Annotated in this window: 13 protein-coding genes and 2 tRNA genes; 6 read left to right on the top strand and 9 right to left on the bottom strand. The window is 39.2% G+C overall.

From position 1 onward, the window contains the following. The first annotated feature begins 65 nt into the window (after positions 1–65). Entirely contained in the window at positions 66–926 is an 861-nt protein-coding gene (locus OCV73_RS08515) for a helix-turn-helix domain-containing protein (protein ID WP_147551297.1), read from the top strand. A 57-nt stretch (positions 927–983) separates the two neighbouring features. Here OCV73_RS08515 and OCV73_RS08510 read toward each other — a convergent pair whose 3' ends face one another. The 7 genes from OCV73_RS08510 to recF all read right to left on the bottom strand — a co-directional run bounded on the left by OCV73_RS08510 (position 984) and on the right by recF (position 7,630). Continuing rightward, entirely contained in the window at positions 984–2,777 is a 1,794-nt protein-coding gene (locus tag OCV73_RS08510) for a DEAD/DEAH box helicase (RefSeq protein ID WP_147551295.1), read from the bottom strand. A 209-nt stretch (positions 2,778–2,986) separates the two neighbouring features. Then, positions 2,987–4,042: a tyrosine-protein phosphatase gene (locus OCV73_RS08505; protein WP_147551293.1), complete on the bottom strand. Its 1,056-nt coding sequence runs from the start codon at positions 4,040–4,042 to the stop codon at positions 2,987–2,989. 104 nt (positions 4,043–4,146) lie between these two features. Further along, the gene (locus OCV73_RS08500) at positions 4,147–5,070 is read right to left on the bottom strand and encodes a carbohydrate kinase family protein (protein WP_147551291.1); all 924 of its coding nucleotides are present in this window, start codon (positions 5,068–5,070) and stop codon (positions 4,147–4,149) included. Between the two features lie 8 nt (positions 5,071–5,078). Continuing rightward, the gene (locus OCV73_RS08495) at positions 5,079–5,699 is read right to left on the bottom strand and encodes an SIS domain-containing protein (RefSeq protein ID WP_243764670.1); all 621 of its coding nucleotides are present in this window, start codon (positions 5,697–5,699) and stop codon (positions 5,079–5,081) included. Positions 5,700–5,793: 94 nt separating this feature from the next. Beyond that, on the bottom strand, positions 5,794–6,231 hold the full coding sequence (locus tag OCV73_RS08490) for an acyl-CoA thioesterase (RefSeq protein ID WP_147551289.1): 438 nt from the start codon (positions 6,229–6,231) through the stop codon (positions 5,794–5,796). Between the two features lie 7 nt (positions 6,232–6,238). Continuing rightward, a complete protein-coding gene (locus OCV73_RS08485) occupies positions 6,239–6,529 on the bottom strand; it encodes a DUF721 domain-containing protein (protein WP_147551287.1) in 291 nt (96 codons plus the stop codon). A 9-nt stretch (positions 6,530–6,538) separates the two neighbouring features. Further along, positions 6,539–7,630 carry a DNA replication/repair protein RecF gene (recF, locus tag OCV73_RS08480; RefSeq protein WP_147551285.1) on the bottom strand — a complete coding sequence of 364 codons (1,092 nt, stop codon included), beginning with the start codon at positions 7,628–7,630 and terminating at the stop codon, positions 6,539–6,541. 248 nt (positions 7,631–7,878) lie between these two features. Here recF and OCV73_RS08475 point away from each other — a divergent pair, with 248 nt between their 5' ends. The 4 genes from OCV73_RS08475 to OCV73_RS08460 all read left to right on the top strand — a co-directional run bounded on the left by OCV73_RS08475 (position 7,879) and on the right by OCV73_RS08460 (position 9,337). Next, a complete protein-coding gene (locus tag OCV73_RS08475) occupies positions 7,879–8,556 on the top strand; it encodes a tetratricopeptide repeat protein (RefSeq protein WP_147551283.1) in 678 nt (225 codons plus the stop codon). Positions 8,557–8,649: 93 nt separating this feature from the next. Continuing rightward, positions 8,650–9,141, top strand: coding sequence for a 6,7-dimethyl-8-ribityllumazine synthase (gene ribH / locus OCV73_RS08470; RefSeq protein ID WP_147551281.1), 492 nt, complete (start codon positions 8,650–8,652; stop codon positions 9,139–9,141). Between the two features lie 31 nt (positions 9,142–9,172). Further along, positions 9,173–9,255, top strand: a tRNA-Tyr gene (locus tag OCV73_RS08465). A gap of 9 nt (positions 9,256–9,264) precedes the next feature. Then, positions 9,265–9,337: transfer RNA gene (locus tag OCV73_RS08460), tRNA-Gly, on the top strand. Between the two features lie 707 nt (positions 9,338–10,044). Here OCV73_RS08460 and OCV73_RS08455 read toward each other — a convergent pair. Together OCV73_RS08455 and OCV73_RS08450 are read right to left on the bottom strand one after the other, a co-directional pair. Further along, positions 10,045–11,472 (bottom strand): Gfo/Idh/MocA family protein, encoded by a 1,428-nt coding sequence (locus OCV73_RS08455; RefSeq protein ID WP_147551279.1) that lies wholly within the window; start codon positions 11,470–11,472, stop codon positions 10,045–10,047. A 497-nt stretch (positions 11,473–11,969) separates the two neighbouring features. Further along, on the bottom strand, positions 11,970–14,171 hold the full coding sequence (locus OCV73_RS08450) for a glycoside hydrolase family 97 protein (RefSeq protein ID WP_147551494.1): 2,202 nt from the start codon (positions 14,169–14,171) through the stop codon (positions 11,970–11,972). A 407-nt stretch (positions 14,172–14,578) separates the two neighbouring features. Here OCV73_RS08450 and OCV73_RS08445 point away from each other — a divergent pair, with 407 nt between their 5' ends. Beyond that, positions 14,579–16,024 (top strand): T9SS type A sorting domain-containing protein, encoded by a 1,446-nt coding sequence (locus OCV73_RS08445; protein WP_147551277.1) that lies wholly within the window; start codon positions 14,579–14,581, stop codon positions 16,022–16,024. Positions 16,025–16,101: the final 77 nt, after the last annotated feature.

Raw genomic sequence — 16,101 nt, 5'->3', positions numbered from 1 at the left:
TCCTTTGAGTACAATTGTTTCATATTCAAAAAAAGTATTATATTTGCCCGTAATTATATACACATATGGATAACTGTAATGAGAGTAATATCCCCAATATCATACAAAAAACATTCTTTGAACGCAATTTAGCAATTTTCAATAGTTTTCCTAAAAACTTACAGGTTGCCTACCAACCCCTTCAGACTACCCATGCCTGTATTTTTCTATGTTTGGACGGTGAAGTTGAAATAAGTCTCAACTTGAAACACTACACTATAAAAAAGAATAATCTGTTATTCCTTTTTCCCGGAGTTATCTGGAAATACCACAAAAAGAGTCCCGATCTTTCATTTATAATTCTTATTGCAAAAACGGAATTTCTCCAGCAGTTACAAGTTAATTTACAAAAGGCTTTATCTATGTCGGTTTACATCATTCAATATCCTATTACCCAACTCACTCCGACTGAAACAGAGGGTCTGGTAGATAGTATCTCTTTCCTGAAAAGAAAAACCGAAACCGAAACAGTAAATACAGATGTCATCAAATTCACGTTCCAAGCTATTTCTGCAGAGATTGATATGATCTTTAAACAAAGATATAAGGTACGGCCTATAAAAATATCCCGAAAAGAAGAAATAATGAAAAACTTTATGCAACTGTTGTTAAAGCACTATAAACAACACCGGGACGTACAGTTTTACGCCAACGAGCTTTGCATCACTCCCAAGCATTTATCCCTCGTTATAAAGCAAACGACAAAGAAAGGAGCGAACGAGATTATAAACGAATATGTTACATTACAGGCAAAATCTATGATAAAATCAAGTACTCTGACGATACAACAAATATCCAATGAACTGAACTTCGCCAATCAATCATTTTTCGGAAAATTTTTCAAAAGACAAACAGGCATGTCACCTAAACAATACCGGCAGTTATAAAATAAAAACAGGAAAATATTTAAAAATATTTTCCTGTTTTTATTATTGCATTATTAATTACTTTTTCTTGGAAGAGGCTCTCTTTTTCGATTTATCCGAAGAAAATTTTTCATGATTATAACTTCTTTTCTTTGAATGTCCATACGACTCTCTGGATTCCGGACTCGGCTTTCGTCTACGACCACCTTCGCTTTTTTTCTCTCCGGCTATTTCCACATTTATACGACGACCGAAGAAGTCGCAATTCTTGAGTCCGCTTATCACCCGGTGGGCTGACTTTTCATCCACATCGAAGAACGAGAAAGAAGGCATCAGATCTATACGGCCTATATCTACCCGGCCCCGTACATTATTATTAACCAACTCGATAAGATTATTGGGAAAAAATCCGTCCGTTTTTCCTACATTAATGAACAAACGGGCGAAACCAGGTTCAGCAGCCCGAGTCCTGTCACGGCCCGAATCTCTCTTTCCCCCTTCTCTGTCATCTCGTCCTCTTTTGCCATCTTTACGGCCACGTTCGTCCGGCACATCCAACTCGTTCGAATCTTTATAATAATCCAACAAACGGTTAAACTCAAGAGAGACGATTCGTTTAATAATATCTTGTTCACTCAGCCACTCCAGCTTACGAAAAATAGAAGGCAAATAAGATGCTATCTCTTCTTCGTTTACCTTCACTTTCTCAATACGATCGACCAAATTGAAAAGTTGTTTCTCACATATTTCAGTTCCGGTAGGAACATGCCCTTTTTCAAATTGTTTACCGATTTTGCGCTCTATTTCACGTAGACGGCCTTTTTCCTTAACATGAACGATAGCTATAGATATACCCGATTTACCGGCCCGGCCCGTACGACCGCTACGATGAGTATAAGTTTCTATATCGTCGGGCAAGCCATAATTAATTACGTGAGTAAGATCGTTCACATCCAGCCCCCGGGCTGCTACATCGGTTGCCACAAGTAACTGAATATTACGTACACGAAATTTTTGCATTACCGCATCGCGCTGCTGCTGGGAAAGTTCTCCATGTAAAGAATCGGCATTATATCCGTCCTGAATCAACTGATCCGCTATTTCCTGTGTTTCTCTACGCGTACGGCAAAATATAATACCGTATATATTGGGGTAAAAATCGGCAATACGTTTCAATGCTAAATATTTATCTTTGGCGTGAACCAGATAATATACATGCTTTACATTTGCAGCTCCCTCATTACGGCTACCGATAACCACCTCTTGCGGGTTATGCATATAGTTCCGGGCAATCTTAGCAATCTCAGCAGGCATCGTTGCAGAAAACAATAATGTTTTTCGGTTCTCCGGAACCTTCGATAATATCGCATTAATACTATCCAGAAAACCCATATTAAGCATTTCGTCCGCTTCATCCATAATCACGGTCGAAACATTATCGAGATATACCGTTTTCCGTTCGATCAGGTCTAACAAACGTCCGGGAGTGGCAACAACTATATGTACTCCTTTCCGTAACATTCGTATCTGGCTGTCTATACTGGAACCGCCATATACAGGAAGTACCCGTAGGCCATCAATATATTTGGAATAATCGGCCAGATCGCTGGCGATCTGTAAACATAATTCACGCGTAGGAGAAAGAATAAGAGCCTGAGGCTGATTATTTTTTATGTCTATTCGCTGTATTACCGGCAAACCAAATGCTGCCGTCTTCCCTGTTCCTGTCTGTGCCAAAGCTACCAAATCGGTATCTTCATATAACAAATGCGGGATTACCTGCTCCTGCACGGGCATAGGTTGTTCATATCCCATTTCGGTGATTGCCTTGAGTATTGAATCACCAATTCCTAATTCTTCAAATGTTTTCATCTAATATTTATTGTTATTTTACGCTTTAGGGTTATAAAGAGGAACCTTTTTCGTCCTTACGGAAAGCTAAGGGCAGGAAGAATAAAAAACATCTATATGAACCTAAAGTCTTTACAATCGGCAAAGTTACGTATAATAATTGGTATTATATACAACACACAATGCATATTTGTAAATAACAACAACAATAGAAGAAAACAAGTTTCCGGTTACTTCAATAAAATCTGTTTCAAATGTTTACGTTTCTCCGTAGTAAGTCCTAATTCTTTTTCCAGATAATTAGAGATACTACCGTACTCTTTTTCGAGCCGGCTATAAACAAATGTAAGATACATAGGATCGGCCGTGAGTATTTTTGTCAACGCTTCCTGACTTTTTGTATTACATTCTTTTATATCGATAGAACGAACGGTCTGCTTATCAAAATAAGAATTCGTCAAAACATAATCGCTCACGATATCATCTTTTTGTACACCCAATGCCGCTAACAGCAACGCAACCGCAAAACCGGTATAATCTTTACCATAGCTACAGCTAAGTATGACCGGATAATTATCTTCCACCAGCAATTGGTTAAACATCGACTTGAAAGCATTTTTGCCACAGGCCGAAAGAGCGACATTGAGATCCTGCATAAAAACTGTCGCATCGCCTTTCAATATTTCATTATTCATGATACGGGTACGTAAAGCTTCCCGGTAATGAAGGCTTCCCGGAAGATTAATGACATTTTCAAGGTTCAATTTACCGGAAGGCTTCTGAACATCCTCACTATCCCTAAAATCAATCAACGTACGTATTCCCATTAATTTAAGACGTTCTACACTCATTTCGTCCAGAGAATCCAGATTCCCGGAGCGGTAAATCATACCCCACCGTATATGCTTATTATCTTTACCTTTATAGCCTCCTATATCCCGGAAGTTCTGCACATATTTCAACCGTTCGGCCCTCGGCCCTGTAACAACATCAAATTTATTATCGAACCTTAACAGAAAATAATAACGGTGTAAATCTCCATTATCAGGAATACGCACCTGATTATCGTTAATATTGCAGATGCAAGCAGGTGCCGATTTCGTATCAAAAAAATCAGGATTAATCGAACGATATATTTTTACGTCACCGTCAAGCCGGGGATATAAATCCCATTTAAGAATATAATTATAATTATCGTCTATTTCACATGCGACATCTATTTCGGGCCGGGAAGTAGAACAGGCAGTCAGCAGCACCAGTAAGAATATTTGAAGATATTTTATCATAAGCCATTAAAGATGAATTTCTTATAAAGCAAATATAAATAAAAAACCGCCATGTATATGACGGTTTTGGTTTATTTAATATATTATAGTTTTGGTTTATGATATTACAACTTATGTCCGGATGCGAAATCTTTCGATATATAATTATCATAACTTTCACATACCGAAGAAGAAAAGTCTATTCCGTATTGTATGATTCCGGCCCATTCTTCTCTGGTAAGGGAATACAATGTTTCATGAGTAACACCGTATTTTAGCAATCCGAAAAGAATACCGGCATTAAAACTGTCCCCGGCTCCTATAGTACTCACAGGCTCCAAATGTTTCACATCAAAATGAGATACTCCCGAAGGAGAGAAAAGCTCTACGCCATTTCCTCCGCGAGTATAAATAAAATTAGGACAATAGAATTTAACATGGTTCGCATATACCCGTCCGGGATCTGTCACCTTAAAAAGGTTTCTGAAATCTTCAGCCGAACCTTTTACGATATCAGCATATTCGAAATTTTCCAGCACATACGGCATAAGTTTCATCGCTTCGTGAGCATGAGCGGAACGAAAATTTGGATCATAATAAATAATAGCTTTTCTTTCCCGGGCATATTCGACTAGTTCTGTTATTCTTTTTCGTAATTGCGGATTTACAGAAAAATAAGACCCGAATATCAAAATATCATCTTCATTGATGCGCGGCCACACGACATTGAGCCTATCTTGGGGGTACTTAACATAAAAAGAATAATGAGCATCATTATCCTTATCCAGAAATGCCAGAGATATAGGCGTCTGTCCGTTACTAAAAATATCTATATTTTCAGTAGAAACAGAATTATCACGCATAAAACAAAGGATAGATTCGCCGACACGATCGTTACCTAATTCGCTGATAAACGACGTATCGATCTGCAGACGGCCCAATGAAACCATAGTATTGAAGGTGGATCCCCCCGGCACCGACCTGAAAGGCTTGCTATCCTTAAATATTATATCCAGAATCGTCTCTCCTATTCCTATTACTTTACGCATACCGGTATTTATTTTTCATCATTACTCTGCTTTCTAGACAGTTGCCCCAGATAGCCACCATGATGCCGCAGGGCATATTGTTTATTATCAAATCCTGTTGCCAGCATTGTATTAACCACCAATAAATCACCGATAACAGTCATTAAAGTTGTAGAGGTAGTAGGCGTAAGTCCCAAAGGACATACCTCTTCAGGTGCACCGGTAAACAGGCACACATCAGCCTTATAAGCCAGTTCGCTTTGAGCATTTCCGGTAATCACGATAAATTTAAGTTCGGGATATAAATTCGACGCAAGACTTAACAACTCAATAATCTCACGAGTCTTGCCTGAATTAGAAATAACCAGCATCAAATCGTTTTCCTGCAATATTCCCAAGTCACCATGCTGAGCTTCACTGGGATGAAGAAATACCGAGGGAATGCCTGTAGAACAGAATGTCGTGGCAATATTCATCGCTATTTGCCCGGCTTTCCCCATTCCACTGGTAACCAATTTTCCTTTTTTTATATGAATCTGCTCTACGATAAGCGAAATCGCTTTTTCAAACTCATCCGTCACCGGTATATTTAATATCGCCTGGGACTCTCTTTGTAAAATCGATTGTATATTCTCTTTTATACTATTCATTACAGTATGTGATTAGGATGATTATGAACGCAAATTTAGCTATTCTTTATAAATTTAGTCGACACATTTTTTTCTTTTTCGAAAAAACAGGTTATTAAGCCTTTCGCATCAAATCCCGTCCTTCAAATTCAGAAACAGATTTTTTCCACTCTTCCGAAATTTCCGCTGCCGTTCCTCTGGCAATGTCAAATCCTACCATTACGGTACGACATATGCTTTTAACCTCACCGGTTTGAGTGTTCACTATTTGCTGTAACATTCTCAGGCTTTTGTTTCCGATTTCCTCTACTGTCGTACGCACGGCGACCGGCTCACGGGAAAAAATAGGAGACAGAAAATCAGCATTTACATTCGCAACAACAACATCCGCCTTTCTCCAGTCGATATGTTCCCGCCGCACCGCCTCGAAATACCGGGCTTTTCCCAGATCGTAAAAAGTAAAATACACCGAATTATTTACGTGCCCCAATAAGTCTATATCATTAAACCGTAACTGAAGAGGTACCTCATGTTTAAAAATTAAATCTGTCATTTTTCTATTATCTGAATATTATATTTTTTACTATTTCACGTCCTATAAAACCGTTTAAACGCCTTATAATGGAAGTCCGGTTCACGAAAAGCTCGTTGCGCAGGACCGCCGAAGATAATTGAATATACAAGACACCCGCCTTCATGCGCACCGAAGTCGTATATTGTGCAACCGACTCTCCCATAATGGAATTCCACGCCTGAACAACTTTCGTCTCGTCCAAACGAATATCCAGATTTTGCTCTTTCAAAATCTGACTGATAATTTCTCCTATAGGCTGCGCATCCTTCCTTTGCATATATTAATACTAAATCCTGGTAAATTTTCCTTTGTCCACAGAATATATATGATAATCATTACCTGTTTTACGCACGATTTCATCCAGATATTCCCGGTTCGTATCCGTTATAAATATCTGGCCGAAACTATCTCCGGAAACAAGCTCTACGATACGGGCTACTCTTTCGGCATCCAGCTTATCAAAAAGGTCATCCAGTAAAAGAACAGGCGTGGTACTACCATGCAGTTTAAGAAATTCAAACTGAGCCAGTTTAAGAGCGACCAGGAAAGTCTTACATTGTCCTTGTGAACCGATTCTTTTCATAGGATATTCGCCCAGACTCATTTCAAGATCATCCTTATGAACTCCACGGGTCGTATAACCCAGAATCAGATCTCTCCCTCTCACTTCCTCCAACTGAGGAATAAGAGAACCTTTGGCTAAATGAGAATCATATTCCAGACGAACCTGTTCATTCCCCCCTGAAATAAGATCATAAAACCGCTGGAAAACAGGAATAAATTCTTTCAGGAAAGAATCCCGGCTTTCATATATGAAACGTGCATTCTCGGCCATTTGTTCTTCCCAGATTTCATACAATACAGCATCCCGTACTTCCTGTTTTAATAAAGAATTCCGCTGAGAAAGCGCATTATTGTAACGAATTAATTTATCCAGATAAGTCTTGTCGAACTGAGATATTACCAGGTCAATAAATTTACGCCTCTCCTCACTGCCATCCCGGATCAGTTCAGAATCGGACGGCGCCACCATCACCAGGGGCATAAACCCTATATGATCCGATAACCGCTCATATTCTTTTTTATTACGTTTGAACCGTTTCTTTTGTCCGCGTTTGATACCGCAATATATTTCTTCCGGAGTACCTCCCCTGTCGTAAAAACCCTGTAATATAAAAAAATCCTGACCATGCCGGATATTTTGGGAATCAACAATATGGGTATAACTTTTGCAGAAAGATAAATAATAGACGGCATCCAACAAGTTACTTTTCCCCATACCGTTATTTCCCAGAAAAAAATTCATTTTAGAAGAAAATTCCAGGTCGGCTTGTTCAATATTTTTAAAATTAAGTATCGAAAGTCGGGATAAAATCATCGGGCTTTATATTTATCTACAAACGTACAAAATAATTCATAAATCTCAAGAAGCATTTTTAAAATTCACAACCTTGTTCTCTCGCACAATATCCTGTTAACAGGCAATAAGAGAGGATATAATTAAAAAAAAAGTCCGGAAATTTTATTTATATGTAGAAATAAATTACTTTTGTCATTCGATTAAATACGGGTATACCCCATTTATGTGAGTTTAAGCTAAGAAAGATAATAAAAATACTAAGAAATATGGCAAAAAAACAAACCGACGAACTAGACAAAGTGAATGAAGCTCTGTCAAACTCTGAACAATTCATCCAAAAGTATCAAAATCCTATTTTAGTGGTCGTATTGGCCATTGTATTAGTAGTATCAGGTTATCTGGCTATACGTCATTTTTACATTATACCGCGTGAAGATAAAGCACAGGCAGCTATGTATCAGGCCATTCTTGCTTTTGAAAAAGATTCTTTCAACCTTGCTATCAAAGGGAATGAAAATTTTTCCGGTTTGGAATTTATTGCCGATGAATATAGTTCGACCAAAGCCGGTAATCTGGCAAATGCATATCTCGGGCTCAGCTACTGCGCCCTAAAAGATTATTCTAAAGCAAAAGACTATTTATCAAAATACAGCGGAAACGAAACCATCGTAGCTCCGGCAGTAAAAGCGGCAATCGGAGATTGTCTGGTAAACATGGGTAAATTCGATGAAAGCGTAAGTTATTTTGAGAATGCCGCAAAAGAGTCCAACGACGATGTATTCAGCCCGATTTATCTGCAAAAAGCCGGTACGGTATATGAAAAATTGGGGCAATACCAAAAAGCAGCCGATGTCTATCAGTCTATCAAAGACAAACATCCGGCTTCTTCAGCTGCTCAAGGAATAGAGCGTTATATCGAAAGAGCAAAAAGTAAAATAAAATAAATATTTTTATCTATAGAACAGCCGCTTCCTATACACAGAGAGGCGGCTTTTTTTAACCTCCGTTCATAAAACCGTATCATAAAAATATAAATAATGGCAACAGCTTATCAAAACCTGTCATCCTACGATGCATCTAAAGTTCCTGACGCAACAAACATGCGTGTAGCAATCGTCGTAGCAGAATGGAATGAAAGTATTACAGAAAAACTCCTTGAAGGAGCTTGTAATACTCTGGAAAAGCATGGAGTTAAATCCGAAGATATTTATGTATCCCACGTACCGGGTACTTTCGAATTAACCTTCGGAGCACAGCAAATGGCCGAACATTACCAACCGGATGCTGTTATTGCCATAGGTTGTGTAGTACGGGGAGACACCCCTCATTTCGACTATATTTGCGAAGGGGTAACCGTAGGACTTACTAAACTGAACACCCTGTATAGTATTCCTTTCATATTCGGAGTCTTAACCACCAACGATATGCAACAGGCACTGAACAGGGCTGGAGGAAAATTAGGTAATAAAGGCGATGAAGCTGCTATTACGGCAATAAAAATGCACAATTTTATTTGCAAGTTAAAATAATTTTCCTACCTTTGCTCCGCATTTAACAAAAGGGCGAATACCAGAGTGGCCAAATGGGGCAGACTGTAAATCTGCTGACGTACGTCTTCGGTGGTTCGAATCCATCTTCGCCCACAAAAAAATGCGGAAGTAGCTCAGTTGATAGAGCATCAGCCTTCCAAGCTGAGGGTCGCGAGTTTGAGCCTCGTCTTCCGCTCTAATGTAAAAAGCGATTATGTGTTTTCACATAATCGCTTTTTATTTACATATATATCGGTCAGCAATATGATACATTCATTATCCTATCGACCCGAAACTATTAGCGACTATCCGTAAACACTTTTACTTTATACCTGGACTATACTCACCAACTGGACAAGACGTATTCCCGGTATACGTTCGTCACTGTACCTTAGCGACGACGGAGTATTAGGAAGTGTACTTTTGCAGTCCGGTTAATAACAATGGAGCGGTTTCAAATCGCGTGCGGCCTTTTTACAGGGATTCTCCTGCTTGATCTGCTACCCGCTATTCCGGTTTTTGCTGGTAGGTATCGGTGTTTCATCGGTCGTTCCTATGTGTTACGACAGGTGAATCGAAGACCATGCTTCCCGGTATAACATTAGCCATCTTCTCCACCATCGGATTTCTGGGATTTTTAACGGATCCACCCGTTATCGGATATCGGATATGTAGCACAAGCACACGATTTGAAATGGTCAATAGGCTTTACAGGTACTACAGGAATCTTCACCGGACTGATTGCAATCCGGCTCAATCGGTTACAATAATATTTTTATCACATTAAATCAATTCTGTTATTTCTATCTTTCGATTTTTTGAGAAACTTAAATTTCTAAAAAAGGCCGGAAAACATCTTACTCCTCCTTGTTTTCCGGCCTTTACTAATAAAAATTCAAAGATTTATTTTACATAAGCATGATGGTATCCTTGCTGCTTCTTCCAGGCTCCACGGGTAAAATCCGGAAATGCAACAGGAGCACTGTTATTTTTAACCGACATCTCTGTCAGTTCTCCGAGACAAGACCACTCCACTCCGTCATAAACGTTTATATCCAACGGCAAACCGTTTCTCAAACAATATATAAGACGATAATCCATTATAAAATCCATTCCGCCGTGACCGCCTACCTTCTTAGCCATTTCTCCTACTTCCCGGGTAATAGGGTGCTCATAATTTTTCATCATTTCATCAAATTGTTTTTCGGGCAGAAAACCATGAGCACTCAGGTTTTCGAAATTAACGGATAATTCATCGCTCGGATCCAACGCAATACCCGGACGGGGATATTTCTCTATATATCCTTTCGTGCCGCTTAAAGCATGTTTCCGGTTGTACGGGCGCGGGCTCGTCACATCATGCTGTATCATAATGCTTTTCCCCTTGGCCGTACGAATAACGGAAGTATTCATATCTCCCATTTTATATTCGCGCTTGGCCTCTTCAGAATCTTTTCCGAACTTCTTTTCCGCATAAGCGGTCATGCCAAACTGGTCGCTGGACAACGAAACCAAATATTCCATTCGGTCTCCTCGTCCCAAATTCAAGGCCTGAGCAACCGGCCCAAGTCCGTGGGTGGCGTACGGATTACCGGTATGATGTGTATTATATTCCAAACGCCACCAGTTATTATATCCTCCCCTAGCAGGATCTTCAAAATTCAGCTGACGCAGGTCATGAATATAAGCTCCTTCAGCATGTACTATTTCACCCAATATTCCTTTCTGAGCCATATTCAGCGTAGCCATCTCGAAAAAATCATAACAACAATTTTCCAACATCATACAGTGTAAACGGGTCTTTTCCGCCATATCCACTAACTTCCAGCAGTCTTCTACAGTTAAGGCTATCGGCACTTCACAAGCAACATGTTTTCCATGTTCCATTGCATACAGGGACATAGGCACATGTGTATCCCAATCGGTACTGATATATACGAGATCTATATCATCTCTCTCACACAATTTCTTCCAGGCATCGGCACTGCCGGAATAATCCGCCGCTTCGGGCAAACCTGCTTTTCTAAGAACTTTCTGGCAATCTTCCACTCTTTCGGGATGGATATCACACAATGCCACAATCTTAACACCCTCCAGATGAGTAAAACGTTTTACAGCCCCCGGCCCTCTCATTCCCAAGCCTATAAATCCCACCCGAACGGTATCTATAGGGGCAACCGCAAGATTTACCACATCGGTCACACCCGCCGGCCGATCGGGAACCGGAAACTCAATAGGTTTAATCACATCGCTTTGAATCTGTTTTGCTTCTTTACAAGAAAAACAAAGCGCACTAAAAAGAATAGCAAAAGAAAGGATAGTGTGTTTCATTTTTAATAACTTTTATTTGATTTGTGATGAATTCGAACAAATATACAATAAAAAGATTAATAAAAGAAAGAAATAGAAAATATTTAAACGTAAAAAAATCATAATTCATATTCTCATAAACTCCGGATCGCTTTTTACTATGAGAAACTATATTAACCACCAAACAGCCCATAACAGAGGAACGAACGTACGCCCGTTTTTTTCATATTTACATCAAATCACAACCTACTCTATTCATCCTTAAAGCTACGATATGCCATATTTCTTACTCTCGCGTCCATTACTATTACTATAATCCCGGGAAGCGATACATATCGAAAGTACAAAGATGTAAATCCATTTACAGGCGCCAGCACCCGCTCCAATGCCGGGGATGGTTATCATGAACCGGTAAAAACATCCCGCAGAGTCACGCTCTCTTACGAAATACCATTATAGACATAAAAAAGGCGATACGGAACACCATATCGCCTTTACACATTTATATAAAAATCATATCAAAGTTTTTTCAATCCTTTTGTCCCGGATTTATCTACAGCCATAATACTCACGGCATATCCTCCTCCGGGGGCCGATCTTTGAGTCAATTTTGACTTATGGTTTACTATATACTTTTTTATTTCATATGCTTGGGGGTTGGTTTTATAATGCGCATCTTTAGCATCACTATAAACAGTCGCTACATAAGTCTTATCCGGATCCAGGAAATCAAAAGATATTCTGGAAGTATATCCTTTCTCTCCGCTCACATTACCGACGAACCAATTATCAGTACCTTTTGCCTTCCGTGCCACCGTAATATATTCTCCCGGTTCCGCTTCCAGATACTTACTATCATCCCAATCTACTGCAACATCTTTAATGAACTGAAAAGCATCTGCGAATTTATTATAAGTTTCAGGAAAATCGGCAGCCATTTGAAGCGGGCTATACATTGTTACATACAAAGCGAGCTGGTTTGCCAGTGTACTGTTCACATGTGACGTATTGGTGGGTTCATACACGCTCAGGTCCATTTGGAAGATGCCGGGCGTATAGTCCATAGGACCGCCGATAAGACGTGTAAACGGCAAAACGGTCACATGATTAGGTTTACTTCCCCCAAAAGATTGATATTCGGTTCCTCTGGCCGATTCGTTCCCTATCAGGTTGGGATAAGTCCTTGACAAACCCGTAGGACGTACAGCCTCATGTGCATTTACCATAATCTTATAATCGGCGGCTTTTTTTACCGCATAAAGATAATGATCGACCATCCATTGACCGTAATGATGCTCTCCCCGGGGAATTATATCGCCTACATAGCCGCTCTTTACCGAATTATAGCCGTTATCTACCATAAACTGATACGCTTTATCCATATGGCGCTCGTAATTACGTACCGATCCGGAAGTCTCGTGATGCATAATCATCCGTACCCCTTTACTTTTCGCATAGTCACGCACTTCCGCAACATCGAAATCGGGATAAGGAGTTACGAAATCGAATACATAATCTTTCGACTTACCGAACCAATCTTCCCAGCCTACATTCCATCCTTCGACCAGAACCGCATCAAAACCATTCTTTGCTGCAAAATCTATATATTCTTTCACATGTTCTGTCGTAGCCCCATGCTTCCCGTTAGGTTTAACTTTTGTATAATCGGTTATTCCCAATTGCACGCTCGGCAGGTCATCGGTATAAGCCCATGATTTTTTATTTATAATCATCTCCCACCATACTCCTATATATTTTATGGGCTTTATCCAGGAAGTATCTTCCAGCTTACAAGGCTCGTTCAGGTTAAGTGTCAGATGAGAGGCCAATATTTTACGGGCATCGTCACTTACGATAACCGTCCGCCAGGGTGTATTGGCAGGAGCCTGCATATACCCTTTATCTCCCTTGGCATCGGGCGTAAGATGCGATTCGAATATCATATTCTCATCGTCCAGATCCAGATGCATACACGAATAATCGACCAAGGCAGCTTCATGCAGGTTGATATACAATCCGTCATCGGTTTTCATCATTAAAGCCGTTTGTACGCCTGTTGGCGAAAACGGAGTTTGTGAACTGTTAGGTGTAATTGCCTCCGGCATCAGCTTTCTGATCTCGGAAAGGCGGGAAGTGGTATAATCATATTCCTGCGTATCATAATCCCCTGGGATCCAGTAAGCCGTATGATCTCCGGCCATTGCAAATTGTGTTTTTTCTTCCTGGATAACAAAATAAATAAGATTCTTTTGTTGTGGAAACTCATACCGGAAACCAAGACCGTCATCATACAGGCGAAAACGTATGTTCATTTGACGACCGGTATTTTGCTGATTTAATTTTACCAGTAATTCATTATAATGATTACGAATATCTTTCACTTCGCCCCATACCGGTTTCCAAGTTTCATCAAAAGTCGATGCTATAGTTCCGGTAACCTCAAAACCATCATAGAGAGATGAACGAATATCGTCTTTTGGGGGCAGTAACACCGGATCCTGGTTAAACTCCGCCAGAGCTTTATCATCCGATTTAAGTTCCAGTCCCATTTTGCTGGTCTTAATTACATCTTTCCCCTTATAAGTTAATTGATAAGCAGGCACGCCCCCCTTTTTCAATGAAAATTTCATCACCAAATTTCCGTCAGGCGACTTCAACTCTTGCGATACAGCCCATTGAATTACGAGACACATGCCGATAAGCATAATACATTTTTTCATCATATAATCCGTATATTTTATTTCAAAATTGGCTGCAAGATAGTTATTTAACAATTCACTTCCATGCGAATTATTTTTATATATCTTATATTCCGATTTTTTCTCAAATAAATCTAAATGACTCGTAACAAGCTAATAATGTGAAAATAAACGATTCGTATATGAAGAAACCGAATCATTAATATTCCTCTGGCCCGATAACAGTACAGTTTAATTCCGGTCTTTAAATTAATAAGCGATCTACATAAAGCAAACCACACATCTATCTTAATTAAAAATACGAAAAGTAACTTTATATCCGCTTTTATTTAACAAATTGTTTTTTTTAGGCACAAAAACATAATATTGTTTTATATTTAAACAATAATAGTTTATATTTGTCAGCATAAACTTCTAAATAAAAACTTATGAAAAATTTTACTTTATTATTTCTTTGTGTAGGATTATGTGTAAATTCTTTTGCGGTTAAACATACATCCTTCGGTTCAAAAATTTCAAAAAATAAATTTGCCGAAGAAATATTCTATAAACCGGGAGAAAAGAGCACAACCGTAAAAGTTCTCCGAAAACCGGGAAAGGATATGAATCTGATGCTACCGGGCACGATAGAGATATATTTTTCTATCGACGGCGAATCATGGGATCTGGAATCAACTTCCGCATGCACTTATAATTCGGACGGAAAAATACTTACCGAGACCATTACCTATTCAGATGGTTCCGTCTCCAAATATACCTATACTTACGATAAAAACGGAATGAAAACCTCTTATCTGGAACAAGCCATGGAGTCGGAAGAGTCGGGCAATTTAGAAAACATCCAAAGAAAATTCTGGGAATATGATCCTGTAGTAACAGATTTTGTTACCAAACAGGAATATCAATCCTGGAATGCAAACACAAATGCATGGGAACAGGCTTACCTGCATACAAAAGTAATTGAACGAAATAAACAAGGAGATGTAGAATCGGTCGAGACCCGTTTATATTTTGCCAATACCGATCAATATGATGTTATGGAACAGTATGAGATGTTATTTAACGATCGTAATCTCGTATCTACTATCATTAAAAAAACACTCACCGAGATAGCACCTCAGGAATATGGACTGGAAGAAGCTTACAGATTTACGAATCTCGAATGGGCACAATGCGGACAGGTATTATCCACAGAAAATCTGTCTTACGGCACGAATCTCGCTAAATCTTATGACATTATACAAAATGGAGAAAAAGTAGCAACGAACCGTACGACCTACTCACCTGCAGGAGAACTATTTTCCAGTGAATCCGTACTCACCTATATAGACAACGCCACAGAAACATTTACCCATAAGCTACTGGATAATAACGGAAGTTATGAACAGAAATTCCTCATGCAGTTTGAAGACGAGATTATGGGCGAAAAATACATCGAAAAATACGACGAATATAAAACATTGACCGAGGGTTCCTATTATGTGACAGAAGACGGGGAATTATGGGATATGGGAGAATCTAACAAATACATTCCTGCTTACGACGGTAATAAAATGACCGAAATGATTTTCCAAATGTACAATTATGATTCGGGAGAATACGAAAGCGTACAAAAAGACGTTTATAGTAATCATATACCGGCAGCTGTTAATCATGTCAGCGCATCCAAGAACATGTTTTTCGATCCGGCCAATAATACGATCGTAATATCGGAAAACGACGTTTGTTCATATTCAGTATATGCTATTAACGGAACTTTAGTAAAATCCGGTCAGGCAAAGGGTAAAATAGATATGTCTTCATTAGCCAAAGGCGCATATATCATTCGGATACAAACCGGACAAAGTAATATGGTGCTCAAATTCATAAAATAATCATTCAAAAAATGCAGGATAAAATATCCTGCATTTTTTATTCTTCATGCATGAACGGCAACAAATGAAGGCCACGA

It is taken from the genome of Barnesiella propionica (assembly GCF_025567045.1).
Classification (GTDB): Bacteria; Bacteroidota; Bacteroidia; order Bacteroidales; family Barnesiellaceae; genus Barnesiella_B; species Barnesiella_B propionica.
This window is presented reverse-complemented; position numbering and strand designations above follow the sequence as displayed.